Source organism: Streptomyces sp. NPDC054842, assembly GCF_053611025.1.
Window position 1 is genome coordinate 1 of sequence record NZ_JBSGZN010000075.1, and the last position, 25,376, is coordinate 25,376.

The 25,376-nt window shown below is 71.5% G+C and carries 25 protein-coding genes; 14 read left to right on the forward strand and 11 right to left on the reverse strand.

Annotation, left to right across the window (positions count from 1 at the left end; all coding sequences use genetic code 11):
• Positions 1 to 423: 423 nt before the first annotated feature.
• The gene (locus ACWGIS_RS34670; RefSeq protein WP_453366476.1) at positions 424 to 1,002 is read left to right on the forward strand and encodes a DUF1360 domain-containing protein; all 579 of its coding nucleotides are present in this window, start codon (positions 424 to 426) and stop codon (positions 1,000 to 1,002) included.
• A gap of 114 nt (positions 1,003 to 1,116) precedes the next feature.
• On the opposite strand, the gene ACWGIS_RS34675 is transcribed toward ACWGIS_RS34670, so the two are convergent.
• The 3 genes from ACWGIS_RS34675 to ACWGIS_RS34685 all read right to left on the reverse strand — a co-directional run bounded on the left by ACWGIS_RS34675 (position 1,117) and on the right by ACWGIS_RS34685 (position 4,621).
• The gene (locus ACWGIS_RS34675; protein ID WP_453366477.1) at positions 1,117 to 1,497 is read right to left on the reverse strand and encodes a hypothetical protein; all 381 of its coding nucleotides are present in this window, start codon (positions 1,495 to 1,497) and stop codon (positions 1,117 to 1,119) included.
• A gap of 11 nt (positions 1,498 to 1,508) precedes the next feature.
• Positions 1,509 to 3,203 carry an aa3-type cytochrome oxidase subunit I gene (gene ctaD, locus ACWGIS_RS34680; protein WP_453366478.1) on the reverse strand — a complete coding sequence of 565 codons (1,695 nt, stop codon included), beginning with the start codon at positions 3,201 to 3,203 and terminating at the stop codon, positions 1,509 to 1,511.
• Between the two features lie 203 nt (positions 3,204 to 3,406).
• Positions 3,407 to 4,621 (reverse strand): PP2C family protein-serine/threonine phosphatase, encoded by a 1,215-nt coding sequence (locus ACWGIS_RS34685; RefSeq protein ID WP_453366479.1) that lies wholly within the window; start codon positions 4,619 to 4,621, stop codon positions 3,407 to 3,409.
• Positions 4,622 to 4,937: 316 nt separating this feature from the next.
• On the opposite strand from ACWGIS_RS34685, the gene ACWGIS_RS34690 reads away from it, so the two are divergent.
• Positions 4,938 to 5,363: a VOC family protein gene (locus tag ACWGIS_RS34690; RefSeq protein WP_453366480.1), complete on the forward strand. Its 426-nt coding sequence runs from the start codon at positions 4,938 to 4,940 to the stop codon at positions 5,361 to 5,363.
• A gap of 398 nt (positions 5,364 to 5,761) precedes the next feature.
• On the opposite strand, the gene ACWGIS_RS34695 is transcribed toward ACWGIS_RS34690, so the two are convergent.
• A complete protein-coding gene (locus tag ACWGIS_RS34695) occupies positions 5,762 to 6,205 on the reverse strand; it encodes a hypothetical protein (protein ID WP_453366481.1) in 444 nt (147 codons plus the stop codon).
• 348 nt (positions 6,206 to 6,553) lie between these two features.
• Between ACWGIS_RS34695 and ACWGIS_RS34700 the strand changes: the two genes are divergently transcribed.
• Entirely contained in the window at positions 6,554 to 7,300 is a 747-nt protein-coding gene (locus ACWGIS_RS34700) for an SAM-dependent methyltransferase (protein WP_453366482.1), read from the forward strand.
• A gap of 302 nt (positions 7,301 to 7,602) precedes the next feature.
• On the opposite strand, the gene ACWGIS_RS34705 is transcribed toward ACWGIS_RS34700, so the two are convergent.
• Together ACWGIS_RS34705 and ACWGIS_RS34710 are read right to left on the reverse strand one after the other, a co-directional pair.
• The gene (locus tag ACWGIS_RS34705) at positions 7,603 to 7,875 is read right to left on the reverse strand and encodes a hypothetical protein (RefSeq protein WP_453366483.1); all 273 of its coding nucleotides are present in this window, start codon (positions 7,873 to 7,875) and stop codon (positions 7,603 to 7,605) included.
• 170 nt (positions 7,876 to 8,045) lie between these two features.
• Positions 8,046 to 8,264 carry a hypothetical protein gene (locus ACWGIS_RS34710; protein WP_453366484.1) on the reverse strand — a complete coding sequence of 73 codons (219 nt, stop codon included), beginning with the start codon at positions 8,262 to 8,264 and terminating at the stop codon, positions 8,046 to 8,048.
• Between the two features lie 241 nt (positions 8,265 to 8,505).
• Here ACWGIS_RS34710 and ACWGIS_RS34715 point away from each other — a divergent pair, with 241 nt between their 5' ends.
• Positions 8,506 to 8,922, forward strand: a complete 417-nt coding sequence (locus tag ACWGIS_RS34715) for a hypothetical protein (protein WP_453366485.1) — start codon at positions 8,506 to 8,508, stop codon at positions 8,920 to 8,922.
• 58 nt (positions 8,923 to 8,980) lie between these two features.
• Here the strand turns inward: ACWGIS_RS34715 and ACWGIS_RS34720 are convergent, their stop codons facing one another.
• On the reverse strand, positions 8,981 to 9,577 hold the full coding sequence (locus tag ACWGIS_RS34720) for a TetR/AcrR family transcriptional regulator (protein WP_453366486.1): 597 nt from the start codon (positions 9,575 to 9,577) through the stop codon (positions 8,981 to 8,983).
• Between the two features lie 322 nt (positions 9,578 to 9,899).
• Between ACWGIS_RS34720 and ACWGIS_RS34725 the strand changes: the two genes are divergently transcribed.
• The 6 genes from ACWGIS_RS34725 to ACWGIS_RS34750 all read left to right on the forward strand — a co-directional run bounded on the left by ACWGIS_RS34725 (position 9,900) and on the right by ACWGIS_RS34750 (position 17,336).
• Positions 9,900 to 10,517 (forward strand): 2Fe-2S iron-sulfur cluster-binding protein, encoded by a 618-nt coding sequence (locus ACWGIS_RS34725; RefSeq protein ID WP_453366487.1) that lies wholly within the window; start codon positions 9,900 to 9,902, stop codon positions 10,515 to 10,517.
• A complete protein-coding gene (locus tag ACWGIS_RS34730; RefSeq protein ID WP_453366488.1) occupies positions 10,514 to 11,503 on the forward strand; it encodes an FAD binding domain-containing protein in 990 nt (329 codons plus the stop codon). Before ACWGIS_RS34725 ends, ACWGIS_RS34730 begins: the two co-directional genes overlap by 4 nt.
• Positions 11,500 to 13,629: a xanthine dehydrogenase family protein molybdopterin-binding subunit gene (locus tag ACWGIS_RS34735; protein ID WP_453366489.1), complete on the forward strand. Its 2,130-nt coding sequence runs from the start codon at positions 11,500 to 11,502 to the stop codon at positions 13,627 to 13,629. Before ACWGIS_RS34730 ends, ACWGIS_RS34735 begins: the two co-directional genes overlap by 4 nt.
• Positions 13,622 to 14,776 carry an XdhC family protein gene (locus ACWGIS_RS34740; protein ID WP_453366490.1) on the forward strand — a complete coding sequence of 385 codons (1,155 nt, stop codon included), beginning with the start codon at positions 13,622 to 13,624 and terminating at the stop codon, positions 14,774 to 14,776. The genes ACWGIS_RS34735 and ACWGIS_RS34740 overlap by 8 nt, the downstream gene beginning before the upstream one ends.
• 259 nt (positions 14,777 to 15,035) lie before the next feature.
• Positions 15,036 to 15,728 (forward strand): TetR/AcrR family transcriptional regulator, encoded by a 693-nt coding sequence (locus tag ACWGIS_RS34745; RefSeq protein ID WP_453366491.1) that lies wholly within the window; start codon positions 15,036 to 15,038, stop codon positions 15,726 to 15,728.
• Between the two features lie 468 nt (positions 15,729 to 16,196).
• Positions 16,197 to 17,336, forward strand: coding sequence for an FAD-dependent oxidoreductase (locus tag ACWGIS_RS34750; protein ID WP_453366492.1), 1,140 nt, complete (start codon positions 16,197 to 16,199; stop codon positions 17,334 to 17,336).
• Between the two features lie 336 nt (positions 17,337 to 17,672).
• Here the strand turns inward: ACWGIS_RS34750 and ACWGIS_RS34755 are convergent, their stop codons facing one another.
• Entirely contained in the window at positions 17,673 to 17,864 is a 192-nt protein-coding gene (locus tag ACWGIS_RS34755) for a hypothetical protein (RefSeq protein ID WP_453366493.1), read from the reverse strand.
• A 185-nt stretch (positions 17,865 to 18,049) separates the two neighbouring features.
• On the reverse strand, positions 18,050 to 19,492 hold the full coding sequence (locus tag ACWGIS_RS34760) for an aldehyde dehydrogenase (RefSeq protein WP_453366494.1): 1,443 nt from the start codon (positions 19,490 to 19,492) through the stop codon (positions 18,050 to 18,052).
• Between the two features lie 466 nt (positions 19,493 to 19,958).
• Between ACWGIS_RS34760 and ACWGIS_RS34765 the strand changes: the two genes are divergently transcribed.
• Together ACWGIS_RS34765 and ACWGIS_RS34770 are read left to right on the forward strand one after the other, a co-directional pair.
• Positions 19,959 to 21,026, forward strand: a complete 1,068-nt coding sequence (locus tag ACWGIS_RS34765) for an alpha/beta fold hydrolase (RefSeq protein WP_453366495.1) — start codon at positions 19,959 to 19,961, stop codon at positions 21,024 to 21,026.
• A gap of 167 nt (positions 21,027 to 21,193) precedes the next feature.
• Entirely contained in the window at positions 21,194 to 21,682 is a 489-nt protein-coding gene (locus ACWGIS_RS34770; protein WP_453366500.1) for a TetR/AcrR family transcriptional regulator, read from the forward strand.
• Positions 21,683 to 21,786: 104 nt separating this feature from the next.
• On the opposite strand, the gene ACWGIS_RS34775 is transcribed toward ACWGIS_RS34770, so the two are convergent.
• Complete coding sequence (locus ACWGIS_RS34775; RefSeq protein ID WP_453366496.1) at positions 21,787 to 22,623, reverse strand: prephenate dehydratase; 837 nt, start codon at positions 22,621 to 22,623, stop codon at positions 21,787 to 21,789.
• A 363-nt stretch (positions 22,624 to 22,986) separates the two neighbouring features.
• Here ACWGIS_RS34775 and ACWGIS_RS34780 point away from each other — a divergent pair, with 363 nt between their 5' ends.
• Positions 22,987 to 23,559, forward strand: coding sequence for a CAP domain-containing protein (locus tag ACWGIS_RS34780; RefSeq protein WP_453366497.1), 573 nt, complete (start codon positions 22,987 to 22,989; stop codon positions 23,557 to 23,559).
• Between the two features lie 109 nt (positions 23,560 to 23,668).
• On the opposite strand, the gene ACWGIS_RS34785 is transcribed toward ACWGIS_RS34780, so the two are convergent.
• Entirely contained in the window at positions 23,669 to 24,508 is an 840-nt protein-coding gene (locus ACWGIS_RS34785) for a helix-turn-helix transcriptional regulator (RefSeq protein WP_453366498.1), read from the reverse strand.
• 102 nt (positions 24,509 to 24,610) lie between these two features.
• Between ACWGIS_RS34785 and ACWGIS_RS34790 the strand changes: the two genes are divergently transcribed.
• Entirely contained in the window at positions 24,611 to 25,318 is a 708-nt protein-coding gene (locus tag ACWGIS_RS34790; RefSeq protein WP_453366499.1) for an SDR family NAD(P)-dependent oxidoreductase, read from the forward strand.
• Positions 25,319 to 25,376 lie beyond the last annotated feature (58 nt).

Genomic DNA, 25,376 nt, shown 5'->3' on the forward strand with positions numbered 1-25,376 from the left:
GCCCCGTTTCCCTGTGGTCTGCCCCCCCCGGGCCCCCGGGTCCCCCCGCCCGGGCGGGGCCGCCCCCCCCCACGACCCCCGGGCAGGGTGCCGGGGGTTGGGGCGGCGCCCCCCGGTCGCCGCTGTTCGACGGTCGCGCCGGTCCCGATCCGGGTCAGGTGGTACCTCGTCTCGGGGCGCGGGCCGCTCGGACCCGGGATGCCGGAAGCCGCGGGGCCGGGGCGCTCGTACCTCTCCGTGAGTCACCGCCCGGAACCTGCTTCATCAGGCAGATTCGGGTACCCGGCGCTTGACGGTCTTCGTGCCCGGCCCGCATCCGGGAGCCCCACCACCGCAGTGGGGGTGGTTACGGCGGTGCCGGGTGGCGGACAGGCGGTCGTGTCAGTGCGGGGCCCGATGCCGGGCGAACATGGAGGAACCCTCATGGTTTTCGAAGCGGCCGACGACAGCGGTGCGACCGGCGGTGCGCGCTCCTGCTCCCACGCCTGGCCGGTGCGCGGCATGGGCGGCCACGAGGTGGATGATGCGTACGCGCCCGGTGAGGCAGTTCCGCTGCGGGGGTACGCCGTGCTGGCGAGCGCCTACGGCGCGGCGACCGCGCTGGCCGCGCTCGCGCTGCGCAGGTCGGGACGCCCGCTGCCCGCCGAGGTGCCGCCGTGGGACCTCCTGGTGATCGGCACGGCCACGTACAAGGTGTCCCGGCTGGTGACCAAGGGGAAGATCACGAGCTTTCTCCGGGCGCCCTTCACCCGCCGCCAGGAGGCGGGTGGCGGCAGCGAGGTCATGGACGAACCACGCCGGGAAGGAGCGGTCGGGCAGGCCGTCGGGGAGCTCCTGAGCTGCCCGTTCTGTGCCTCCACCTGGGCGGCCACCGGTCTGATGTGCAGCTACGCCGCCGCGCCGCGCGCCGCCCGGCTCGCCGCCGCGGGCCTGAGCGCGGTGGTGATCTCCGACTGGCTGCAGTACGCGTGGAGCTACACGCAGCAGCAGGTGGAGGGCTGAGAGGGCGGCGCGGCGACGATCACCTGTCCGACGTGGCCGCCCGCAGGGGCCCCCGTTTCGTCTCCCCGGCAGCGGCACGTGCACGCCCGGTGCCGGGGAGAACGGTGAGGGACGTCAGTCGCCCCAGGCCCAGCGGACCACCCATGCGGTGAGGCCGGCCGTGCACATCAGGACCGTGCACACGGCCACGCCGCACCTCTTGAGCAACCTCGTGCGGAGGAGTGCGTAGCGGGCCTCGTACTCTCCGCGCAGCTCACGGGTGCGTCCGGCGATCGTGCTCAGTGTCCGCTCGTTTAGCCTGACGCGTTCGGCGACGTACTGGCGGGCGACTTCCTCCCGCTGCGCTGTGGTCAGCCACGGCATGCGGTCGGTGAAGGCACGCGCCTCGCGCTCGGCGGCCTGGTACTCCGCCTGCACCATCAGGAAGCCTTCGAGATCATCGAGGCCCGCCGCCGCGGTCCGGGGCAGCGGGTCCCTCCCGTGATCGCCTGTCATGCGCATCGCCCTCAGTCGCCCTCCGGGTCGATGGCGTCGCGCCGCCCGGAGTGTTCCTTCTGGTCGATGGCCGCGACCTGGGGATGGTGCAGGTCGAACGCGGGCGAGTCGGAGCGGATCCGCGGCAGGGTGACGAAGTTGTGGCGCGGCGGCGGGCAGCTGGTGGCCCACTCCAGGGAGCGGCCGTAGCCCCAGGGGTCGTCGACGTCGATCCGCTTGCCGTACTTGGCGGTCTTCCACACGTTGTAGAGGAACGGCAGGGTGGACAGCCCGAGCAGGAACGCCCCGATGGAGGAGATGGTGTTGAGCGCGGTGAAGCCGTCGGCCGCCAGGTAGTCGGCGTACCGGCGGGGCATGCCCTCGGCGCCCAGCCAGTGCTGCACCAGGAACGTGGTGTGGAAGCCGACGAACAGCGTCCAGAAGTGGATCTTCCCCAGGCGTTCGTCCAGCATCGTGCCGGTCATCTTCGGCCACCAGAAGTGGAATCCGGCGAACATGGCGAAGACGATCGTCCCGAACAGCACGTAGTGGAAGTGCGCCACGACGAAATAGCTGTCGGTCACGTGCCAGTCCAGCGGAGGCGAACCCAGAATCACGCCCGTCAGGCCGCCGAACAGGAAGGTGACCAGGAACCCCGTCGCCCACAGCATCGGCGTCTCGAAGCTGAGCGATCCGTTCCAAAGGGTGCCGATCCAGTTGAAGAACTTCACTCCCGTGGGCACCGCGATCAGGTACGTCATGAAGGAGAAGAACGGCAGCAGCACCGCACCGGTGGCGAACATGTGGTGCGCCCACACGACCACCGACAGACCGGTGATCGCCATGGTGGCGCCGACCAGCCCCACATAGCCGAAGATCGGCTTACGGGAGAAGACCGGGAAGATCTCCGTGACGACGCCGAAGAACGGCAGGGCGAGGATGTAGACCTCGGGGTGGCCGAAGAACCAGAACAGGTGCTGCCACAGGATCGCCCCGCCGTTCTCGGCGTTGAAGACCTGCGCGCCGAAACGGCGGTCGGCCTCCAGCACGAGCAGCGCCGCCGCGAGTACCGGGAACGCCAGCAGGACCAGGACCGAGGTCAGCAGCACGTTCCAGGTGAAGATCGGCATCCGGAACATCGTCATGCCCGGGGCCCGCATGCAGATGATCGTGGTGATGAAGTTGACCGCGCCCAGGATCGTGCCGAAGCCGGACAGCGCCAGCCCCATGATCCACAGGTCGCCGCCGATGTACGGGGTGCGCTCCGCGCCATTGAGCGGCGCGTAGGCCGTCCACCCGAAGTCGGCGGTGCCCTGCGGAGTGAGCAGACTCATGACGACGATGAGGCCGCCGAACAGGAACAGCCAGTACGCCAGCATGTTCAGCCGCGGGAAGGCCACATCGGGCGCGCCGATCTGCAACGGCATGATCGCGTTGGCGAAACCGGCGAAGGTCGGGGTCGCGAACAGCAGCAGCATCATCGTGCCATGCAGCGTGAACGTCTGGTTGTACTGCTCACTGGACAGCAACTGGAGCCCGGGCCGGGCCAGTTCGGCCCGGAGCAGCAGCGCCAGCACACCGGCGAACAAGAAGAACGCGAACGATGTGATCAGGTACAGGTGCCCGATCTTCTTGTGATCCGTGGTGGTCAGCCACGACACGATCACCTGCCCCTTGCTGCGCCCCGCCACTGGCACCGGGGCGACCGGCTCCGTCACTGCGGCCATTGCATCCCTCTGATGTTGTCGGACGACTTCGTGCCTGTCCCTGCTTCTCGTTCACGATGGCGTACCCGGCGAGGCTGTGCCCGTCTGCCACGCCGCCCACCGCACGCATCGCGCACGCCGCGTTCCCCTCCGCCCCTGCCCCAGGCATCCCCGGCACCCCTATTTTCTGCGTCTCGCCCGGTCGGCCGGAAGGGCGACGCGCGTCATCCGACGGCGGCGGTGACGTGCGGGCCTCCGCGCCACTCGCAGAGCATCACGGTGGCGTCGTCGGTGAGCGTGTCGGCATGGTGTTCCAGCACCGCGTGCACCAGACGGCGCAGCGTCTCGGAAGCGGACAGCCCGTCCGCCTGGTGCCGGATGATGAAGTCGACGAAACGATCGCGGCCGAATTCCACCCCTCGCGTGTCGCGCGCCTCGACGATGCCGTCGGTGTACAGCAGCAGCCGGTCTCCGGGTTCGAGTTGTTCGCTGCACGTGACGACGGGAAGGCCCAGGCCCGCCCCGAGGGGATGGGTGGGAGCGCACCGCAGGTAGGTGGTCCAGCGTCCGCCGCGGATCAGGATCGGCGGGTGGTGCCCGCAATTGATCCAGGTGAGTGTGCCGGTGACGGTGTCCAGGTCGGCCAGTACCGCGGTGGCGTACCGGGTCTGGGCGAACTGCTCGATCAGCGTCGCCTCGATGGCATCGCGCACCTCCGTCAGGCTTTCACCGCGCCTGCGCCGGCTGCGGCAGGTGGCCATCGCGAGGTTCGCCGTCAGCCCGGCGGAGGTGTCGTGCCCCATCGCGTCGAAAACGGCCAGATGAGCGGTGTCGCCGGCCAGCGCGTAGTCGAAGGCGTCGCCGGCCGTGGCGTAGGCGGGCTCCATGGATGCGGCGATGGCCACCCTCTTGTTGGCGAAGGTGCGGGGCGGCATCAGCGTCCACTGCATCTCCGCCGAGACCGACATGGGGCTGGTGCGGGTGAGGCGCGAGTACGAGTCGCTGTGGTGCCGCTTGGACACCAGCAGGAGGCCGACCAGGGACGCGAGGTCCTCCATCACGTGCGCCGCCTGCTCGTCCGGTGCGCTGTCGGTCTCCACGCACAGGACCCCGAGGCGCTCGGTTCCGTCCAGTACGGGGATCCAGTGCTGCAAGCCGTCGTCACCAGATGTGGACCGGCTGCGCGAAGCCTGGAAGACGCGGCCGGGCAGCGTGGCGTCGATCCGCAGCTCCTGTCCGCACCCGCCCGCGTCGGGTCCCTCGCCGGTGGCCTCACGGAGCACGTTCTCCTGCACGTCGACCACGAAGAGGCGTACCCGCCGCAGACCGGCGGTCTCCGCGTGCTCGGTGAGCAGGGCCGGCAGTTCCTCGAAGGCGCATTCGTGACTGTCGCGCAGCAGGGCACCGAGCATGCGCGCGGAACTCTCGAGGGAAACCATGCCGTGTCGACCTGTCGCTGGGGGACGACCGATCCGCCTCCGCTCGCGACCCGCCACCTGGGCGACGGCCCGCCGGGCGGCGGTGGAGCACGGGCATCCCGGTACGGGTGATGCGCTGGGCATCTGCCAAGTACCCCCGTCGCCCGTCCCAAACAGGGCGTCCCGAACAGGGCACGTGCCGTCTTCGCGCGGATGACCCGCCGCACCGCCTTCCGGTCCCTTCCGCCTTCCGGTCCCTTCCGCCTTCCGGTGCGACCCGAGGGCGCCCGCCCGTCACCTCTCTCCGCGGGGCGGCCGCGCACGGCAGAGTGGGGGCATGACTACCGGCGACAGCAGTCTTATGGCCCTGGCTCGCGTGGCGACCAGGCTCCCGGCCCAGGATCTTGAGCGGGCGCGGAATTTCTACGCGCAGCGGCTCGGCCTGGAGCCCGCCGACGAGCGGCCCGGCGGGCTCCTGTACCGGTGTGCGGGCGGTGAGTTCGTACTCTTCCAGTCGGCGGGCAGCTCGCCCGGCACGTTCACCCAGATGGCGTTGGAGGTCTCCGACCTCGACGCGGCGGTGGCCGAACTCAGGCGGCGCGGTGTGGTGTTCGAAGACGTCGACCTGCCCGGCTTGCGCACGGTCGACGGAATTGCCGAGATCGAGGGCAACTACCCGAGCAAGGGTGCGCGCGGCGAGCGCGGTGCCTGGTTCCGGGACAGCGAGGGGAACACGCTGGGCATCGGCGAGCCCGTCCGCTGAGCACGACGAGGAGGCCGGCGGGCCGGGGAGCCCGCGCGAGCGATGCGGAGGTGCGGGGGCAAGCAAGAAGCCCCACCCCGGCTGACCGGGGTGGGGCTGTCTGGAGCGCCGGGCAGGCCTTGCACCTGCATTTCCTCACGGGAAGTGAGGCGTCTTTCCTTGGACCACCAACGCGAGGCGCGGCAAACGCAGTTCGGCGACGCGCTCTGCACTGATAATAGACCAGGCTCGGCGCTGCGCGCGAATCCAGCACTGCCGACGGCCATTGATCCCGGCGAACTGCCGTCGCCGCTCCCTTCACGGGCGAAACGCGCCCGTCACTCCCCTGCTTGCCTGCGGGTTCCCCGTTCTGAACCGGCTTCGATCGGGAGGCGAACGGCGCGGCTAGCTCGGGGGCGTCAGTGGCAGAGCACGGTCGACACCGCGACGTTGATCTTCCTGGCTTCGACGTGCGTCACTTTGTGATCGCCGGTGGAGAAGCGGGTCTTGGCGGCGGTCTCGGCATCACTGCCGCCGTCGAGTGTCGAGCACTGGTTGCGCGCGTTGGCCACTGCCTTGTCCTCGTCGGCCACCAGAGCGGGGTTGATGGCGCTCAGGGCCCTGATCAGCTGGGCCCGGGTGGCGGCGTCCGGCTCGGCGGGGACGCCCGTCTTCTTCTTCGCGTCGCCCGGGGTCGCGTCGCCGGATCCCTCGGCCTCGGGAGTCCCGGGGGCCGACGACGCCGTCGTAGCGGGTCTGCTGGGCTCGGACTTGGCGTCGCCGCCGTCGTCACCACTGCTGCAGCCGACGAGGAAGACGGCGAGTACCGCGGTGGCGGCCGCCATGGTGGTGCGGAAGTGCATGGATCCCCCTGGGACGTTGTCGCTGACCGACATCATGCAGCAACCCAGCGTGTCATCCGGTCCGTTCGGACACTCCCGACGGGCGTCGGTGACCGCCGGGGACCTCGTGGCCGTCAGCTTCGCCGACGGTGGTGAAGGAGGACGCGGCCGGAGGCGTCATCGCTCCGTGCTCCGCCGGCCTCTCAATTCGGTGGACACACAGGCGTGTTCGGCTCTAACGTCACCCCGGTTCGAGGTCCAGACGTTCCGATGGGGTGCATTTGATGACGGTCCAGGCAACGACGACCGGTTCCGACCGGCTGTCCTGTCCCGACGCCACGACCCCATCGAACCGAAGGAATCCCTCCCGTGGATCTTCCACGCATCTTCAGCATTCGCGAGAGCAGTCACCGCATCCACAACCCGCTCACCGATGACCAGCTGGCCACGCTCGGACGGGCGCTGCACCTGGCGCCCGAGACCCGCGTGCTCGACCTCGCCAGCGGGTCGGGAGAGCTGCTCTGCACCTGGGCCCGCGATCACCGCATCACGGGGACCGGCGTGGACATCAGCGCCGTGTTCACCGAGCGCGCCCGCGCCCGCGCCGCCGAACTGGGGGTGAGCGACCGGGTCGGCTTCGTCCACGGGGATGCCCGCGGACACGTCGCCGACGAGCCCGTGGATGTCGCCGCGTGCATCGGGGCAACCTGGATCGCGGGCGGGCCGTCCGGCACGGTCGAGCTGCTCGCCCGCAGTCTGCGCCCCGGTGGCCTTGTGCTGATCGGGGAGCCGTACTGGCGCCGGCTGCCGCCCGACCAGGAGACCGTCGAGGCCTGCCACGCCGCCGACCGCTCCGACTTCCTGCTGCTCCCCGAGCTGATCGGGCAGTTCACGGGCCTCGGTTACGACGTGGTCGAGATGGTGCTGGCCGATCAGGCGAGCTGGGACCGGTACCGCGCCGCCCAGTGGCTCAACCTGCGCCGCTGGCTGGATCGCAATCCCGGCGACGAACTGGCGGCCGAGGTACGTGCGGAACTCGACGGCGCGGCGGTCCAGTACACGCGCTACGAGCGCGAGTACCTCGGCTGGGGAGTGTTCGCGCTGATGCGCCGCTGACCGATCACGGACGGGCCGCGGGCACGCCGGTCGCCCTTGGGGGCGCTCACGAAGCCCGGCGGCCCGCGGTCCGACGGTTGAGCGGGTACGGGTCCGGGCGGGGACACCCCGTCCGGACCCGTACCTCGTCAGGGGGTGTCACCGTGCCGGTCGTAACGGCGCTCGTCACCGGGTCTCGGGCCGTACAAGGCACACCCGGTCGCACCCCCGCCCCGTCAGGGGGTGTCACCGTGCCAGTCGTAACGGCGCTCGTCACCGGGTTTCGGGCCGTACAAGGCACACCCGGTCGCACCCCCACCCCGTCAGGGAGTGTCACCGTGCCAGTCGTAACGGCGCTCGTCACCGGGTCTCGGGCCGTACAGGGCACGTCCGCCGGGGCCGTAGCGGCCTATCTCCGTGGGCAGCGCGACGTCTTCTCCATGGCGGTGCCCGGGCCGGTCGGTCACGTCCAGCAGCAGCCCGTCCAGGGGGCCGCCGATCAGCTCCACGTAGTCATGTCCCGGCCGCGGTCCGGGATCAGGATCGTCATGGTCGGCGCCGTAGACCCTGCCGCGCATGAACTGCTGCTCATCCATACCGGTCAGCCTCGCACCCGCCACTGACAATCGCCCCGAGCCGACCGCGGGCGAACCGGGGCCCACCGGTCCTGATCATTCCTCCGGCGCCTGCTCTCCCCCGTCAGCGGTGAGGCGGCAGCGGTCGACCTGCCGGCCCCGGTATTCACGACACCTGACGACGGGCCGCCCTAGTCGGCGCTGTTGCTTCCCGGTGTGACGACCTCGTCGAGGACCTTGCGGACGGCCTCGTAGACGTGGGCGAGGATGTCCGCCTCGCGTGCGCCGTCCGCTTCCGTCGCTTCGGACGGCCCCGATTGGGTCTTCCAGTGCCGTTCCTCCTGGGCGGCCCAGTCACGGGCGCGCTGGATCCGGCGGAGCAGCTCGTCAGAGTCCACAACATCGCTCATGCGCGGAACCTACCCCGCAACCGGCGCCGCACCCCGGCAATCGAGTCGAGACTGTGCCGAACGGCACCGCCACGCCGTACAGGTCGTCCGGCGGGGCGCTGGACCCGGCACCGTCGGACGGCGGCCCCGATCGGCCGGCGGCCGGCATCAGTCCGCTGCCGGAGTCGATCGGAATCGGCGCGCGGAACGGCAACAGCGGGCAGGATGCTCCCAGTTGCCGTCGAGGCCGAGGAGGAACACGGTGCCGGACGAGTCCGAGGACGCGCTGTTGGTGGAGGCGCTCGGTGCGCTCGCCGGGGCGGGGCGCAGCGGTGCCGCCTTCACCGCCAAACGCCTGCGGAAGAACGTCGGTGAAGCGACCTTGCTGCTGCCGCTGGGCATCGACCCGGCACTGGAGCGCGTGCGCGAGGTCCTGACCGAGGTGAGCACCGGGGACGCCCCGTGGCCGTTGGGGAGCGGAGCGGACGGTACGGCGCTCCGCGTGATGGCGGGGGGCGGATTCGGCGGCCTGAATCCGGTCGTGGTCACGGTCGTCCTGAACTCCGACGGCGAGCAGCGCACCAGTGTGCGTCTTCGGGCGGTCGCCAAGGAGGGCCTGATCAAGCAACGGGCGGGCGAGAAGACCGTCGACCGTCTCGCACGCCTGCTGAACCACTGAGGCGGGCCACTCCCCCGCCGTCGTGCGCACACGGCCGGCTGTTCGGCCACGCGGCTCGTCAGCGCTCTCGCGACGCCGGTTCCCCGGGGGCCCCGACGCGGAGTCCGTCCATGACGAAGTCCAGGAGACGGGCGGCGCGGGCTTGCCAGTCGCCTCGGGGGTCGAGCTGCCAGAGGCCGGCGATGGCCAGGACCAGGTCGTCGGCGGTCACGCCCGGGCGGATGGTGCCGGCCTCCTCGTTCGTCCGGAGCAGGAGTTCCGCAGCGTCCGTCACCGGCGTGTGTCCCGGCCTCGCGGGGCCGTCCGGAGCGCTGGTGGCCTGGCGGATGGCGTCCGCGAGGCCCGCCTTGGTCATGGCGAACCGGGCGAGATGGTCCAGCCACTCGCGCAGGGCGCGGTCGGGCTCGCGGGTCTTGAGCAGCTCGGTGGCGGCGTCGGCGACCTGCTGCATCTCGTGGCGGTAGATCTCGAGGACGAGGGCCTCGCGGTTGGGGAAGTTGCGGTAGAACGTCCCCTGTCCGACGCCCGCCTTCTTGGCGATCACGCTGAGCGGGACGTCCGCGCAGAGCGTCAGCTCGGCCAGGGCCACTTCCAGGATCCGTTCGCGGTTCCGCTGCGCGTCGGAGCGCAGGGGCGCGTCCTTCTTCGGCTGCACTCTTCCTCCTCACGGGTCCGTGGCCGAATCCCGTCCTTGCCGAAGCGGACAGATGTCCGTTACGTTTTCCGGTGAACGGACAGCTGTCCGCTTGAGCTCACTCTAGCCCTGGGCGGGCGGCTCGGACAGCCGGTGACGGCCTGCAACCGTCCTCCGGTCCGGCATCCGCACGCTGCCGGGCCACCGTCGCCCGAAGCGACGGCGCCGCCGCCCGCCCCGCTACCTGACCGCTTCCTTTCCGACACTGCTCTGCGTCTCTTGTCTCCCGTGCCTGCCGGACCGTCCTCCCAGGGTGGTCCGGGAATGCGAAAGAAGGCTGATCATGGCCACAGCACCCGCCACGACGTACAGCGCCATCACCTTGAACATCAATGGCGAGAAGCACGCGCTCACCGTCGACCACCGCACCACCCTGCTCGACGCCCTGCGTGAGCGCCTCGATCTGACCGGCACGAAGAAGGGCTGCGACCAGGGACAGTGCGGCGCCTGCACCGTGCTGCTCGACAAACGCCGGGCCGTCGCCTGCCTGCAACTCGCGGTGGCGGCCGAGGGCCGCGAGATCACGACCATCGAAGGCGTCGCCGAGGGCGACCAACTCCACCCCGTGCAACAGGCGTTCCTCGATCTCGACGGATACCAGTGCGGCTACTGCACGCCCGGCCAGATATGTTCGGCCGTCGCCGTGATCGAGGAGCACGCGGCGGGCTGGCCGAGCGCCGTCACCGACGACGTACGCCCCGAAGCGGGGCCACCGCCCCTGACCGCCGAGGAGATCCGCGAGCGGATGAGCGGCAACCTCTGCCGCTGCGGCGCGTACGTGTCGATCGTGCAGGCGGTCGCCCGTGCGGCCGAGGCGGACGCCCGTACCGCCCGGACCGCGGACAGTGACCCGACCGCGGACGGCACGCAGGCCGGGCAGCACGAAGGAGCGGCGGCATGAAGGAGTTCGGTTATCAGCGAGCGGTAGACGTCCCTGGCGCCCTGGCGCTGCTCGGCACCGACCCGGACGCCCGGTTCCTGGGCGGCGGCACCAATCTGGTCGACCTGATGAAGACCGGGGTGGAGCGCCCGGGCCGGCTCGTCGACGTGCGTGAACTCCCCCTGGACGCGATCGAGTCGACGCCGGAGGGCGGTCTGCGCATCGGCGCGACCGTCACGAACAGCGACCTCGCCGCGCATCCCGACGTGCGCCGCGGCTACCCGGCGCTGACGCAGGCGGTGCTGGCCGGAGCCTCCGGGCAGCTGCGCAACATGGCGACCGTCGGCGGGAACCTGCTCCAGCGCACCCGCTGCGGCTACTTCGCCGACGTGTCCAAGCCGTGCAACAAGCGCTCCCCGGGCACCGGTTGCCCGGCGATCGAGGGCGAGCACCACAACCACGCGATCCTGGGCGCCTCCGACCACTGCGTGGCCACCCACCCCTCCGACCTGGGCGTGGCACTCACCGCCTTCGACGCCATGGTCTCCTACGAGACGGCGGAGGGACCGGGACGGCTGCCGCTGACGGAGTTCTACCTCCCCGTGGGCGACACGCCGCACCTGGAGACGGCCCTCCCGCCGGGTGCGCTCATCACGGGCGTCACGCTGCCGCCCTCGCCCGTCGCGGCCAACTCCCGTTACCGCAAGGTGCGCGAGCGTGCCTCGTACGCCTTCGCGATCGGCTCGATCGCCGCCGCGCTCGACGTCCGGGACGGTGTCGTACAGGACGTCCGCCTGGCCTTCGGCGCGGTCGCCTCCCGGCCGTGGCGGGCCCACACCGCCGAACGCGCCCTGACCGGCGGGCCCGCCGACGCCGCCGCCTTCGCCGCGGCCGCGGATGCCGAACTGGCGGCCGCGCGGCCGCTGCCGCACAACGGATACAAGGTGACACTCATGCGCAACCTCGTCATCGCCGTGCTCAGCGAACTCGCCGAGGAGGCCCGATGACCACCACCACGACCGGGACCAGGGCGGCGAAGGCCGTCGGCACCGCGCACACCCGTGTGGAGGGCCGCGACAAGGTCACCGGAGCCGCCCGCTACGCGGGTGAGATCCCCTTCGCCGAACTGGCCTACGGCTGGCTGGTGTTGTCCACCGTCACCCGGGGCCGCATCCGCTCCGTGGAGGCCGCCTCCGTCCTGGGGATGCCCGGCGTACTCGACGTCCTGCACCACGGCAACGCCCCACGGGTCGACATCGACTACGTCGGCATGCTCGGCATGCCGCCGGACCCGACCGCGGCCGTCTTCCAGCACGACCGGGTGCCCCACGCGGGCTGGCCGGTCGCGCTGGTCGTCGCCGAGACCTCCGAGCAGGCCAGGGAAGCCGCCGAAGCGCTGGTCGTGCACTACGAGGAGGAGGGGCACGACGTGACCTTCTCCCCCGGCCGTCCCGACGCGTACACGATGCAGGGCCCCGGCGGGCCCGGCGTGACGGAGAAGGGGGACCTGGACGCCGAACTCGCCGCGTCCGCCGTCGTCCTCGACGCCGAGTACTCCACCCCGGAAGAGCACCACAACCCGATGGAACCCCACGCGGCGACCGCCCGCTGGGACGGCGGCCGGCTGGAGGTCGTGGACTCCAACCAGGGCACCGTGTGGGTCGCGGACGAACTCGCGAAGATGTTCTCGCTCGACCCGTCCTCGGTGCGGGTCAGGTCGGAGCACGTCGGCGGCGGCTTCGGCAGCAAGGGCCTCCGTGCGCACCAGGTGGCCGCGGTGATGGCCGCCACCACCCTCTCCCGGCCGGTGCGCGTCGTCATGACACGCCGTCAGATGTTCTCGCTCGCCGGCTACCGCAGCCCCACCAGTCAGCGGTTGCGGCTCGGTGCGGACGCCGAGGGCCGGCTGCGCGCGCTGGAGCACACCTCGCTGAGCGCCACCTCGACCGTGCACGAGTTCATCGAGTCGGGCGCGGGCCCGGCCCGGGTGATGTACGACGCCCCGGCCCACCACACCGCCAACCGGGTCGTACGACTCGACGTGCCGACACCGACGTTCATGCGTGCCCCCGGTGAGGCGCCCGGATCGTTCGCGCTGGAGTCGGCCTTCGACGAACTCGCCGAGAAGTGCGGCATCGACCCCATCGAGCTGCGGCTGCGCAACGAGCCTGAGGTCGGTCCCGTGTCCGGGCTGCCGTTCAGCAGCCGCAACCTGGCCGCCTGCTTCCGGGAGGGAGCCCGCCGGTTCGGCTGGGCGGACCGGGACCCGCGTCCGGGCCTTCGCCGGGACGGACGCTGGCTGATCGGCACCGGGACGGCCGCGGCCTCGTTCTTCGCGGGAGCCGCGCCGTCGACGGCCGCGGTCACCGCCGAGGCCGACGGCACGTTCACCGTGCGCATCAGCGCCGCGGACATCGGCACCGGGGCACGGACCGCGCTCACCATGGTCGCCGCGGACGCCCTGGAGGTGCCGACCGAGCGCGTGCGGGTGCGGATCGGTGACAGCGACTTCGGCCCGGCGATGATCGCCGGCGGGTCCATGGGCACCCGGTCCTGGGCCTGGGCGGTCACGGCCGCCGCGGAGGAACTGCGCGAGCGGCTCGCTGTGAGCGACGGCCTTCCGCCGGAGGGCGTCACCGTACGGTCGGACACCACCGCGGCCATCGGAGCGCTCACGCAGAAGGAACGGCACTCGTTCGGGGCGCAGTTCGCCGAGGTCGCGGTCGACGTGAGCACCGGCGAGGTGCGCGTGCGCCGCATGCTCGGCATCTTCGCCGCGGGCCGCATCGTCAACCCCCTCACGGCGCGGGGCCAGTTCACCGGCGGGATGATCTGGGGCATCTCCATGGCCCTGCACGAAGAGGCGGTCAGGGACCGGAACACCGGCGCCCACTACGGCGCCGACCTCGCGGGCTACCACGTCGCCACGCACGCCGACATCCCGCACATCGAGGCGGACTGGGTCGAGGACCCGGACCCGGACGACCCGGTCGGGATCAAGGGCATCGGGGAGATCGGCATCGTGGGAGCCGCGGCGGCGGTCGCCAACGCCGTCTGGCACGCCACCGGCGTACGCCACCGGACCCTGCCCATCCGTCCGGACCGCGTCCTCACGGCAGGCGCGCGTGCTTGACATCGCCGACGAGCTGGCCCGATGGGCCGCCGAGGGAAGGGAGTTCGCCGTCGCCACCGTCGTGGCCGTCGGTGGCAGTGCGCCGCGCGGGCCGGGCGCGGCCCTCGCCGTCGACAGCGCGGGCACGGTCATCGGCTCGGTCTCCGGCGGCTGCGTGGAGGGAGCCGTGTACGACCTGTGCGTCCAGGCGCTCCAGGACGGCGAGACCGTCCTCGAACGGTTCGGCTACAGCGACGAGGACGCCTTCGCGGTCGGGCTGACCTGCGGCGGGGTCATCGACGTCATCGTCACTCCCGTCGGCGCGGGGGCGCCCGCCCGCCAGGTGCTCCGGTCGGCGCTGTCGGCCGCCGCGTCGGGCGCACCCGGAGCCCTCGCCCGGGTCGTGCGAGGGCCGGCGGAACTCCTCGGCCGAGCACTGCTGGTGTCCCCCGACGGCTCCTACGAGGGCTCGTACGGCACGGACCGGGCGGAGTTGGACCGCACTGTCGCGGCCCAGGCCCGGGCGATGCTGGACGCCGGACGCACCGGCACCCTCGACCTCGCGGAGGACGGCACCCACTGTCCCGGCGGGCTCACCCTGCTCGTGGAGTCGAACGTGCCGCCGCCGCGGATGATCGTGTTCGGTGCGATCGACTTCGCCGCCGCGCTCGTACGGGCCGGGAAGTTCCTCGGGTACCACGTGACGGTGTGCGACGCCCGGCCCGTCTTCGCCACCCGGGCCCGCTTCCCCGAGGCCGACGACCTGGTCGTCGACTGGCCCCACCGGTACCTGCGGGCCACCGAGACCGACGCGCGCACGGTCCTCTGCGTGCTCACCCACGACGCGAAGTTCGACATCCCGCTGTTGACGCAGGCGTTGCGGATGCCCGTCGCCTTCGTCGGGGCGATGGGCTCGCGCCGGACCCACGCGGACCGGAACCGACGCCTGCGCGAAGTCGGCCTGACCGACAACGAGTTGGCTCGGCTGCGGTCACCGATCGGCCTGGACCTCGGAGCCCGCACCCCCGAGGAGACGGCCCTGTCCATCGCCGCGGAGATCGTCGCCCTCCGCCGCGGCGGTACGGGCACACCGCTCACGGGATCGGGAACGCCCATCCATCGCGACGTGCAGCAGGGGAACGCGACGGACTCGGAAGCGGCCGCCTGACCCTCCGCACATCGGCCCCGGCCACCCCCTTGCCACGGGGTGGCCGGGGCCGACGCGTCAGCGGGCCCGAAGACGGCGAGGAGCGGCGCCGAACCGCCACGCGGCCGATGCCGGACCAGCCGATGCCGACAGCGGACGCCGGATTCGGGGCCCGCCCGCCGCAGCTTCGAGCGGGGACTCTCCGCGCGGGCGAGGACGCGCGCAACGCCGGCTGCTCGCCGCCCGTCACCGCGGCGAACGCGTTCGTTACGATCGCCGTATGAGCGCAAGAGAGCCGATCAGCCGCCGGGAGCGTCCCGCCAAGCCCGCGCTGTCCCGGCGAGGGATCGTGGACACCGCCGTACGGATCATGCGGGCCGAAGGGCTGGAGAAGCTCACCATGCGCCGCCTGGCGCAGGAGCTGGACACCGGTCCGGCATCGCTCTACGTCTACGTCGCCAACACCGCCGAACTGCACGCCGCCGTGCTGGACGCCCTCCTCGGGGAGGTCGACCTGCACGGCGAGCACGTGGGAGGCGGGTGGCGCGACCAGCTCTGGGCCGTCCTCACGTCCTACACGGCCGTCCTCTTCCAGCATCCGCAGCTCGCGCGGTCCGCTCTCGTGGCCCGACCCAGCGGGGATAACTACCTCCGCCTGGTCGAACGCGTCCTGGACCTGCTGTCCCGCAGCGGAGCCTCGCACGAGCAGGCCGCCTGGGGTGTCGACAAATTGCTCCAGGACGCCACCGCCACGGCCGCCGAACAGTCGACACAGCGACAGAACCCCCGGGCCGGCGACGACTGGAACGCCACCATCCACGCCCTCCAGTCCGCGGACGAGAACACCCATCCGTCGATCAAGGCCCACATGCCCGCCCTGATCGCCGGAACGGCGGGCGACCGCATGCGCTGGGGCTTCGACGTGCTCGTCAACGGCATCACCCAGACGCCGGTCCCCGGCCCGGCGCACTGATCCCGAGCACCACTCGACCGACCGACCACTGGACCCAAAACCCGATCGGACTCACCGACTCGCGGGCTCACCGGCTCCTACCGGCCGCACCAACCCCTTGGTTCCCACCGGCTTCCCGGCGCCGTCGGCGCATTGACAGCGGCCGGGATCGGCCCACGCCCGGCACGGCTGGAGGGGGTCGTTCACAACCGCCCCGGCCGGTGCGGCGGCCGGTGGATGCCGGATACCTGCATGGCCGTCCCCTGGCAGGGCGCCGTTTTCACCCCTCGTGACCTGCGCGAATAGCATCGTGAGGTAGAACGAACTTGTTCGCTACGAACATGTTCGTTACGGTGGAGGTGTCCGGCCGGGCCGTATCGCTCATGACGCGGCCGGGCACCCTCGCCCGCCCGGGGCGATCGAGCACCCGTCCCTGACGTCCCGGGCTCGGCACTGCCCTCGCACCCGTACTCCCGCCTGGAGGCCGCCATGAACACCCATCACCCCATCGCGATCATCGGAGCCGGACTCGGCGGCCTCACCGCCGCCCGCGTCCTGCACGTCAACGGCATCGAAGCCGTCGTGTGCGAGCTGGAGGCATCGGCGGCGGCCCGCACCCAGGGCGGCATGCTCGACATCCACGAGGAGAACGGGCAGAAGGCCCTGCGCGCCGCCGGCCTCCACGACGGCTTCCGCAAGATCATTCACGAGGGCGGCCAGGAGATGCGCCTCGTCGGCCCGGACGGCACCGTCCACATCTCGGCGGAGGACGACGGCACCGGCGGCCGCCCCGAGGTCGACCGCGGCGACCTGCGCGACCTGCTGCTCGACTCCCTGCCCGACGGCACCGTGCGCTGGGGCAGCAAGGTGACCGGCACCAGGGCACTGGGCGACGGACGCCACGAGGTGACGTTCGCCGACGGCTCCTCCTTCACCACCGACCTCCTCATCGGCGCCGACGGTGCCTGGTCACGCGTAAGGCCCCTGCTCTCGGACGCCCGTCCCGCCTACACGGGCATCTCCTTCGTGGAGACCGGCCTCCGGGACGCCCTCACCCGTCATCCGCGCAGCGCCGCCCTCGTCGGTGGCGGCTTCTTCATGGCCCTGGGCGACCGACGCGGTTTCCTCGCGCACCGGGAAGGCAACGGCAGCCTCCACGTGTACGCCGCCCTGAAGGTCGACGAACACTGGCTCGACGGCGTCGACTTCACCGATCACGCCGCCGCCAGGAGCACGGTCGTGGCCCACTTCCAGGACTGGCACGAGGACCTGCGCGCCCTGGTCGCCGACGCCGACACGATGACGCCGCGCCGCATCCACGCCCTGCCCGTCGGGCATCGCTGGGAGCGGGTCCCGGGCGTGACGCTGCTCGGTGACGCCGCCCACCTGATGTCGCCCTTCGCCGGCGAGGGCGCCAACCTGGCCATGCTCGACGGCGCCGAGCTGGGAGAGGCCATCGCGGCCCACCCCGGCGACACGGAGGCCGCTCTGCTGGCCTACGAGAAGGCTCTGTTCCCGCGCAGTGAGGAGTCGGCGACAGCCTCCGCCGCGAGCATGGATGCCATGTTCGACGAGCGAGGACTGGAGCGGATGATCGCGTTCTTCACGACGGGCCCCGCGGCCGGGTGACGATCCGGACGGTGCCGGCGCCCCTACCGGCACCGTTGCCGCGCACCGCCGGTTCAAGCCAACTCAGCGGTTCGTTGCCGGAGTGACGAACTCAGCGGTTCCTTGCAGGAGTTCGGCCGTGTCCCAGGAGTCGCCCCTGCTCATTCTTGAGCCGGGCGAAGCGGTCGTGGACGTACGCGTTCAGCTCGCGGGCGGGGAAGGAGATGAGACGAGGCCGTTCCCGCCGACGACTCCTTCGCCCACCAGCCCTGTAATGGCCGACAAGGCGCGATTCGCCTGAGCCGCTCGACCTGCGCGGGTTGCCATTGCGTCCCCAAGTCCAGCCGAGTAGAGGGTCTACAGGCCCAGATCGAGGGCCAGGCACGAGTAGAAGTTCCACGCGTTCTGGGGGTTGTACGAGGCGCTGCCTCCGCCGGGCGCTGCTTCCGCGTCGATCGTCATGTCCTCGGCGCGGACCCGCTCGGGGAGCTTGCCGAACCGCGCGTGCCGGGCGGCCGTGTCGGGGTCCACGGGGAGTTCGTCGTTCATGGATCTACTCCATTTCGTCCGTCGTCCCGCCTCATCTGCCTGGGCGACTAACGTGAGCATGCTCCACTCGTCATCACCTGTCAAGCGGGTGACGGAGAGATGAGCGGGCGCATTTACGGAGGAGCGATCCCCTCATGTCGCCTCCGGATTCTTTCGCCGCACTCCGTCCTGGCCGGACGCGCCCGTCAGACGGTGATCGTCTTGTACTCGGCGTACGTGCCGAGACCGACCGCGCCGTACTCACGGCCGATGCCGCTGGCCCTGAAGCCGCCGAAGGGGCCGTCGAAGGCGATGGGGGCGCCATTGACGGTGATGGTGCCGGTGCGGACCCGGCGGGCGACCGCGAGGGCGTGCTCCTCGTCCGCGGACCAGACGCCCCCGGAGAGGCCGTACTCCGAGTCGTTCGCGAGGCGGACGGCATCGTCCTCGTCGTCGTAGGCGATGACGACCAGGACCGGCCCGAAGACCTCTTCCTGAGCGATCCGCATGGAGTTGTCGACGTCGGCGAAGAGGGTGGGCGTGACGTAGTTGCCCTGCTCCAGGCCGGGCGGGATCTCCGGGCCACCCACGACGAGGCGGGCGCCTTCCTCGATGCCGAGCCGGATATAGCCGCGGACCCGCTCCTGCTGGTCGGGGCGGATCATCGGCCCGATGTAGGTGTCGGGGTCGCTCGGGTCGCCGACCTTCAGCGACTCCACCAGCCCCTTCAGCCCCTGGACGATCTCCTCGTACCGGCTGCGCGGGGCGAGGATGCGGGTCTGGGCGATGCAGGACTCGCCGTTGTTGAGCAGCGAGGCGAACTTCGCGCCGGCGACGGCCTTCTCGATGTCGGCGTCGGGCAGGATGATCATGGCGGACTTGCCGCCCAGCTCCAGACTGACCCGTTTGAGCTGCTCGCCCGCGATGGCGGCGATGCGGCGGCCGGCCCGGGTGGAGCCGGTGAAGGCGATCTTGTCGACGTCCTGGTGAGACACCAGGTACTCGCTGGTCTCACGGTCCGCGGGCAGGACGCTGACGACGCCCTCGGGCAGGCCGACCCGCTCCAGCAGTTCGGCCAGGAACCCCATGCTCGGCGAGTTCTCCGGGGAGACCTTCAGGACTACGGAATTGCCGGTGACCAGGGCCGGGATGAGTTTGGAGGTGGCCGAGGAGAACGGCGAGTTCCACGGGATCACCGCCGCCACGACGCCGACCGCTTCGCGACGGACCACGCTGCGCACCGGGGACGCCGGGTCCGAGGGCACGAGCGTCTCCTCCCAGCCGAAGTCCTCCGCCGCCCGCAGGTAGGCGTTCGCCTGCCGGGTCAGACCGGGCTGCCCGGCGCGGGTGAACCAGCCGGCCGAGCCGTTCTCCAGCGAGATGAGGTGGGCGATCTGCTCCGCGTTCTCCTCCCGCAGGGCGTTGAACCGGCGCAGCACGGCGATCCGCTCGGCGGGCGGCGTCAGCCTCCATTCGCCCTCATCGAAGGACTTCCTGGCGGCGGCCACCGCACGGTCGATGTCGGCGGGCTGCGCCTGGGCGGCACGGGCCACCACCGATCGGTCGTGCGGGGAGACGATGTCGAGCAGGTGCGGACTGCTCGGCTCGGCCCAGGAACCTCCGATGAAAAGCCGCTCATAGGTGATCACGCGCTTGCCTCTTCCGCGTTGTCGGTCCGGTCGATACATCTACTTCTAACTGCCACTTCAATGTAGCACTTAGGTTGCCCATCCGCTCATTTACGTGCGTCCATACCGGCCTACAGCCGCACCGACGACGCTCTTCACTCGGAAGAGTCCACGCGGCACACACCCACAGGCCGCTCAGACACCGCCGCCGCCGAGCTCGAACCTCACTCCAGTGCGCCACCGGCAAAGGGCCGCCGCGCCCCGGGCCGTGCGACGCGTCGGGCGGGCCGGTGCCGCGCCGAAGGGCGCCACCCCGGACTTCGAGGCCCGCTCCGCGACATCCAGCGTCACCTGTTTGACAGGTGACGCTGACCGTGCGAAGGTCATCGCGCCGAGGCGCCGGAGTCACCTCGTATTCGCACAGATGCGAAAGGCGGACTCCCGGGCGCGAACGGCGACCGGACACGTACGACGGAGGGGTTCGACCATGATCAACAGGCGTACATTCAGCAAGGCCGTCGGCCTGGGCACCGGCGCGGCCGTGGTCTCGCCGGCCGGACTTCAGAACAGCGCGTTCGCCGCCACCGCCGCGCACCGGTCGGGAAGCGCGTCGGCCCTCACCGTGCCCACCGTCGTCCCCGGCACCCACACCGGCTTCCGCAAGCTCAGGCAGGTCAAGGCCGGAGTCCTCGACATCGGCTACGCCGAGGCGGGCCCCGCCCACGGCCCGGCCGTCGTCCTTCTGCACGGCTGGCCGTACGACATCCACAGCTTCGTCGACGTGGCACCGCTCCTCGCCGACCTGGGCTACCGCGTGATCGTGCCCTACCTGCGCGGTCACGGCAGCACCAGCTTCCTGTCCCGCAGCACCCCCCGCACCGCCGAACAGTCCGCCGTCGCGCTGGACATCGTCGCCCTGATGGACGCGCTGAAGATCGACAAGGCCGTACTGGCCGGTTTCGACTGGGGCTCGCGCACCGCCGACATCATCGCCGCGCTGTGGCCCGAGCGGGTCAAAGCCCTTGTCTCCACGAGCGGTTACCTCATCACCAACCGCAAGGCGCAGCTGGCTCCGGCCGCCCCGGCCGTCGAGCACAACTGGTGGTACCAGTGGTACTTCGCCACCCCGCGCGGCAAGCAGGCCATGGAGGTCGAGGAGGAACGCCTCGCGCTGTGCCGCTACGTGTGGACCCTCGTCTCCCCCAACTGGGACTTCGACGACGCCACGTACCACCGCACGGCCGAGGCGTTCAAGAACCCCGACTACGCGGCCGTCGTCCTGTTCAACTACCGGTGGCGCATCGGCCTGGTGGACGGTGAGCCCCGCTACGACCGCTACGAGAAGCAGCTCGCCGCCCAGCCGCCGATCCACGTCCCCACCGTGACTCTCGACGCGGCCCTCGACCCGTTCACCGCACCCGGCGGGGGCTCGGCCTACCGCGACCACTTCACCGGCCCCTACGCGCACCGCACCATCGAGGACATCGGCCACAACCTGCCGCAGGAGGCACCGACCGCCTTCGCCCAGGCCGTGGTCGACGCGGACCACCTCTGAGCCTGCCGCCGGTCGCATCTGCCACTTGGGTGTAGTACTTAGACGCCGCGAAGTGCACACCACAGGGGCACTGAATGCCTCAGGGGTCACACATCCCGGTTAGCATCGCCGATGTGAGAGCCGACGCAGCGCGCAACCTGGAAGCCGTCCTGACGACCGGAGCCCGCATGCTCGCCGCCGACCCCGGCGCGAGCATCGCGAGCATCGCCACCGAAGCCGGCGTCGACCGGCGCACCGTCTACCGGCGTTTCGCCTCCCGCGAGGACCTGCTCGCCGCCATCTACGAGGCCCGCCTCACAGCGATCGAGGACGCCATCGAAGACGCCCGGCTCCGTGAGGCACCGGTCGCCGTCGCCCTGCACCGCTACGTCGAGAACGTCATCAAGGTCAACCGCACCTGGCCCGTCGACCTCACCCGCATGCTCACCCACGACGCGATCCGCAGACGCCGAGACACCTCGGTCACCGAAGTCGACACGTTCATCCAACGCGCCGTTGACGAAGGGCTGTTGCGCTCCGAGCTGCCCCGGGGCTGGGCGAGCGCGCTGCTCACCCAGCTGATGCACCTCGTCTCCCGGCAACTGCCCGAGCTGAGCCCGGGCCCGGCAGCGGACGTCGTCGTCGACACCCTTCTGCGTGGCGTCGGAACTCCCTGACGAAACGGAACCCGCCTCACGCCCTCATGGCACGCGAGGCGGGTGACCGCGCGAAAAGCGGAACAGCTGCCCGGGCGGAGTGCGTCCCGTACCCGGACTCCAGGTCAGGCTTTCAGCCGGTGCGGATCCGCCGGGTACACGCCGAGGACGCGCACCTCGGTGGAGAAGAAGCGCAGTTCGTCCAGGGCGAGGGCGACGCGTTCGTCGTCCGGGTGCCCCTCGATCTCGACGTAGAAGCGGCTCGCACCCAGCCCCGCGCCGATCTGGTAGCTCTCGATCTTGGTGAGGTTGACGCCACTGCTGGCGAAGCCTCCGAGTGCCTTGTAGAGCGCGCTCGGGATGTTGCGCACGCTGAAGAACACACTCGTCATCGTCGGCTGCCCCGCGTCCGGCAGCGGCGCCGCGTCCCGGGACAGCACCACGAACCGGGTGGTGTTGTCCGGGTCGTCCTCCACCTCCGAGCGGAGCACGTCCAGGCCGTAGAGCGCGGCCGCGGCGGGCGGGGCCAGCGCGGCGTGCCGCGGGTCGCCCAGCTCGGCCACCTCGCGCGCCGCGCCGGCCGTGTCGTCGCTGACGAGCGTGCGCCAGCCGCCCTCCCGCAGCAGCTTGCGGCACTGCCCCAGGGCGTGCACGTGGCTGCGGACGCACTCCACCTGGTCCAGGGTGGCCCCGGGTACGCCCATCAGGTCGAAGCGGATCGCCAGGAAGTACTCACCGACGATGAACAGGCCCGACTCCGGGAGCAGATGGTGCACGTCGGCCACCCGGCCCGCCGCCGAGTTGTCCACCGGGATCACGGCGACGTCGGCGTCACCGAGGGTCACCGCGTCCAGGGCCTGCTCGAAGCCGGTGCAGGGCACCTCGCCGCCGCCGGGGTACAGGGCGCGCGCGGCGGTCGCCGAGTTGGATCCGGGTTCACCCTGATATGCGACGGTGGTCACCGTGTGGTGCCTTCCTGCGGGAGGTTCTGTCGTCGGCGGCGCCGGCTGCGTACCGCGTCTGCATGAAGTATCGACGAAAGCGGCGCGGCCTCACGCACCAGGGGTTGCCCGGCGGTCGGTGACAAGGGCTTGACGGTCTGCCGGGGTCGGCGATCGGTGACGCGGGCGTGGGAGTCAGCGGGGGCGGTCGGTGACGTGGGCGGCGCGGTATTACTCCGGACGGACCGGCCGCGAGGGCGGTACCACCGCACGGCCCCAACAATGACGGGACCTCGTGTCGTCGTGCACACGGGCCGTCGTACACACCGGCTGTCGCACGCCGGCCCGCGCGAGACCGCTGACCCTGTCGAGAAGGGGGACGAAATGATGATGCGTGTCCGGGCGGTCACCGCGGTCGTTGTCGCCGCGGTCGCGTTCCTCGGCGCCCTCGCGGCGCCGTCCTGGGCCGGGCCTCCGCCGGTGCCGTGGCCGCCGCCGATCAGCCAGCCGCTTCCGCTCTGGGTGCCGCCCGCCGTGACCGGGCGCCGGCCGCCTGCTCCGCCCGTCCCACGTGCCTCCTCGGAGGCCGCCGTGATCGCGGCGGTCAACCGCTACCGCGACCGCGCCGGCTGCCCACGGGTACGGGCGCACGGCGCTCTCGGCCGGGCCGCGCGGCGGCACAGCGCGGACATGGCGCGGCACGGGCGGCTGTCCCACACCGGAAGCGGTGGCAGCACCACGGCGAGCCGTCTGGGCGCGGCCGGATACCGGCTCGGACACGCGGGCGAGAACATCACCGCCGGACCCACCACGCCCAGAGCCGCCGTCGAGGCCTGGATGGACAGCCCGCCGCACCGCTCCATCATCCTGGACTGCGGGTACGACGACGCCGGCGCGGGCGTACGGGCCGGGCGCCACGGTTCCTGGTGGACCCTGGTGCTCGCCTCCGACCGCTGACCCGGGAAACCGCCGGCCGAGCGGGAGCGGCACAGGCAACCCGGCACGAGCGGCACACGCGCACCGGCACGAGGGCCGCGCGCGCTCCTCCAGCCGTTCCTGGGCCCGGTCAGCCCACGAGGGTCTGGGTGCCCAGGACGGTGAGCAGGGCGAGGCGCTCGGCGTCGGGGGTGCCGGGTTCGGCCGTGTAGACCATGATGCGCAGGTCGCTGCCCGCCACGGTGAGCACGTCGCAGTCCAGGGTCAGAGCCCCCGCCTGCGGATGGTCGACGGTCTTGCGGGCGGCCCGGTGCTGGCCGACCGCGCCGGAGTCCCACAGCTCGGCGAACCGGGCGCTGCCTGAGCGCAGTTCACCCACCAGGCGGCGCAGGCCGGGGTCCGCCGGATAGCGGTCGGCGGCGGCACGCAGGTCGGCGACCAGGGCGGCCTCGAACGCGCGCCGTTCCTCCGGCGTGTGCCGCACCCGGCTGCCGGGACCGAGGAAGTTGCGCCAGACGCCGTTGCGTTGGTTGCCGCGCCACCCGGACACGTCACCCATCAGCGCGGCGTACGCGGCGTTGGCCACCAGCAGTGTCCAGGCCGCGTCGTAGACGGCGACCGGGGTGCCGGTGAGCCGGTCCAGCATCCGCTGGACGCTCGGAGTGAGATGGGCGGGCACCGTCTCGGGGCCCGGTGGGGCAAGCCCGGCCAGCCGGAACAGATGGGAGCGCTCGGTGTCGGACAGCCGCAGTGCCCGGGCCAGGGCCGCGACGACCTGCGCCGAGGGGTGGGAGGCGCGGCCCTGTTCGAGGCGGGTGACGTAGTCGACGGAGATCCCGGCCAGCAGGGCCAGTTCCTCACGGCGCAGGCCGGCCGCGCGCCGCTGCCCACCGGCGGGCAGCCCGGCGCTCTCCGGTGAGACGCGGTCACGCCAGCGGCGTACCGCCTGTCCGAACTCCGCTGTCGCCATGCGCCCAGTGTGCCCCGCGGGGGGCGGGGCTGCCTGGTACCGGTGGTCCCAGGAAGCCTGGGCAGCTGGCTGTGCCGGCGCCCGGGGCAGAGCCTTGAGGGCATGACGACAACACTGATCACCGGAGCCAACAAGGGCCTGGGTTTCGAGACCGCACGACGCCTCGTCGCAGCCGGTCACACCGTGTACGTGGGCAGCCGGGACGCCGAGCGCGGGCGGCGGGCCGCCGAGCGGCTGGGCGCCCGGCCGCTGCTCATCGACGTCACCGACGAGGAGTCCGTGGCGGCCGCGGCGAAGACCGTGGAGGCCGACGGCGGACTGGACGTCCTGGTGAACAACGCCGGCATAGAGGGGCGCACCCCACGGGGCGGAGTGGTGGGCGCCGCGGAGCTGACCGCCGACCTGATGCGTCCGCTGTTCGAGACGAACGTCTTCGGCGCGGTGCGTGTCCTGCACGCCTTCCTGCCCCTGCTGCGGCGTTCCGCGGCGCCGGTCGTGGTGAACGTCAGCAGCGGGCTGGCCTCCCTGACCGCGGTGAGTGCCGCGGGGACGCCTACGTACGCGTATCCGGGGGTCGCCTATCCGGCGTCGAAGGCCGCGCTGAACATGGTGACCGTGCAGTACGCGAAGGCGTTCCCCGGCATGCGGGTCAACGCCGTCGAGCCCGGGTACACCGCGACGGACCTGAACGGGCACACCGGCACGCAGACCGTCGAGGAGGGTGCCGAGATCATCGTCCGGATGGCGATGACCGGCCCCGAAGGACCGACCGGCGGCTACTTCGACGCCGAGGGCCCCCTGCCCTGGTGAAGCGGAGCGCTACCGCCCGCGCGGGAACAGGAGCGGGCGGGGCACAAGGTGCCCCGCC

Coding starts and splice junctions, on each gene's coding strand:
- ACWGIS_RS34670 (WP_453366476.1), top strand. CDS start 424: ATGGTTTTCGAAGCGGCCGACGACAGCGGTGCGACCGGCGGTGCGCGC.
- ACWGIS_RS34695 (WP_453366481.1), bottom strand. CDS start 6,205: ATGCACTTCCGCACCACCATGGCGGCCGCCACCGCGGTACTCGCCGTC.
- ACWGIS_RS34705 (WP_453366483.1), bottom strand. CDS start 7,875: ATGGATGAGCAGCAGTTCATGCGCGGCAGGGTCTACGGCGCCGACCAT.
- ACWGIS_RS34755 (WP_453366493.1), bottom strand. CDS start 17,864: ATGAACGACGAACTCCCCGTGGACCCCGACACGGCCGCCCGGCACGCG.
- ACWGIS_RS34750 (WP_453366492.1), top strand. CDS start 16,197: ATGAACACCCATCACCCCATCGCGATCATCGGAGCCGGACTCGGCGGC.
- ACWGIS_RS34765 (WP_453366495.1), top strand. CDS start 19,959: ATGATCAACAGGCGTACATTCAGCAAGGCCGTCGGCCTGGGCACCGGC.
- ACWGIS_RS34710 (WP_453366484.1), bottom strand. CDS start 8,264: ATGAGCGATGTTGTGGACTCTGACGAGCTGCTCCGCCGGATCCAGCGC.
- ACWGIS_RS34730 (WP_453366488.1), top strand. CDS start 10,514: ATGAAGGAGTTCGGTTATCAGCGAGCGGTAGACGTCCCTGGCGCCCTG.
- ACWGIS_RS34780 (WP_453366497.1), top strand. CDS start 22,987: ATGATGATGCGTGTCCGGGCGGTCACCGCGGTCGTTGTCGCCGCGGTC.
- ACWGIS_RS34770 (WP_453366500.1), top strand. CDS start 21,194: ATGCTCGCCGCCGACCCCGGCGCGAGCATCGCGAGCATCGCCACCGAA.
- ACWGIS_RS34690 (WP_453366480.1), top strand. CDS start 4,938: ATGACTACCGGCGACAGCAGTCTTATGGCCCTGGCTCGCGTGGCGACC.
- ACWGIS_RS34685 (WP_453366479.1), bottom strand. CDS start 4,621: ATGGTTTCCCTCGAGAGTTCCGCGCGCATGCTCGGTGCCCTGCTGCGC.
- ACWGIS_RS34745 (WP_453366491.1), top strand. CDS start 15,036: ATGAGCGCAAGAGAGCCGATCAGCCGCCGGGAGCGTCCCGCCAAGCCC.
- ctaD (WP_453366478.1), bottom strand. CDS start 3,203: ATGGCCGCAGTGACGGAGCCGGTCGCCCCGGTGCCAGTGGCGGGGCGC.
- ACWGIS_RS34785 (WP_453366498.1), bottom strand. CDS start 24,508: ATGGCGACAGCGGAGTTCGGACAGGCGGTACGCCGCTGGCGTGACCGC.
- ACWGIS_RS34675 (WP_453366477.1), bottom strand. CDS start 1,497: ATGACAGGCGATCACGGGAGGGACCCGCTGCCCCGGACCGCGGCGGCG.
- ACWGIS_RS34725 (WP_453366487.1), top strand. CDS start 9,900: ATGGCCACAGCACCCGCCACGACGTACAGCGCCATCACCTTGAACATC.
- ACWGIS_RS34790 (WP_453366499.1), top strand. CDS start 24,611: ATGACGACAACACTGATCACCGGAGCCAACAAGGGCCTGGGTTTCGAG.
- ACWGIS_RS34735 (WP_453366489.1), top strand. CDS start 11,500: ATGACCACCACCACGACCGGGACCAGGGCGGCGAAGGCCGTCGGCACC.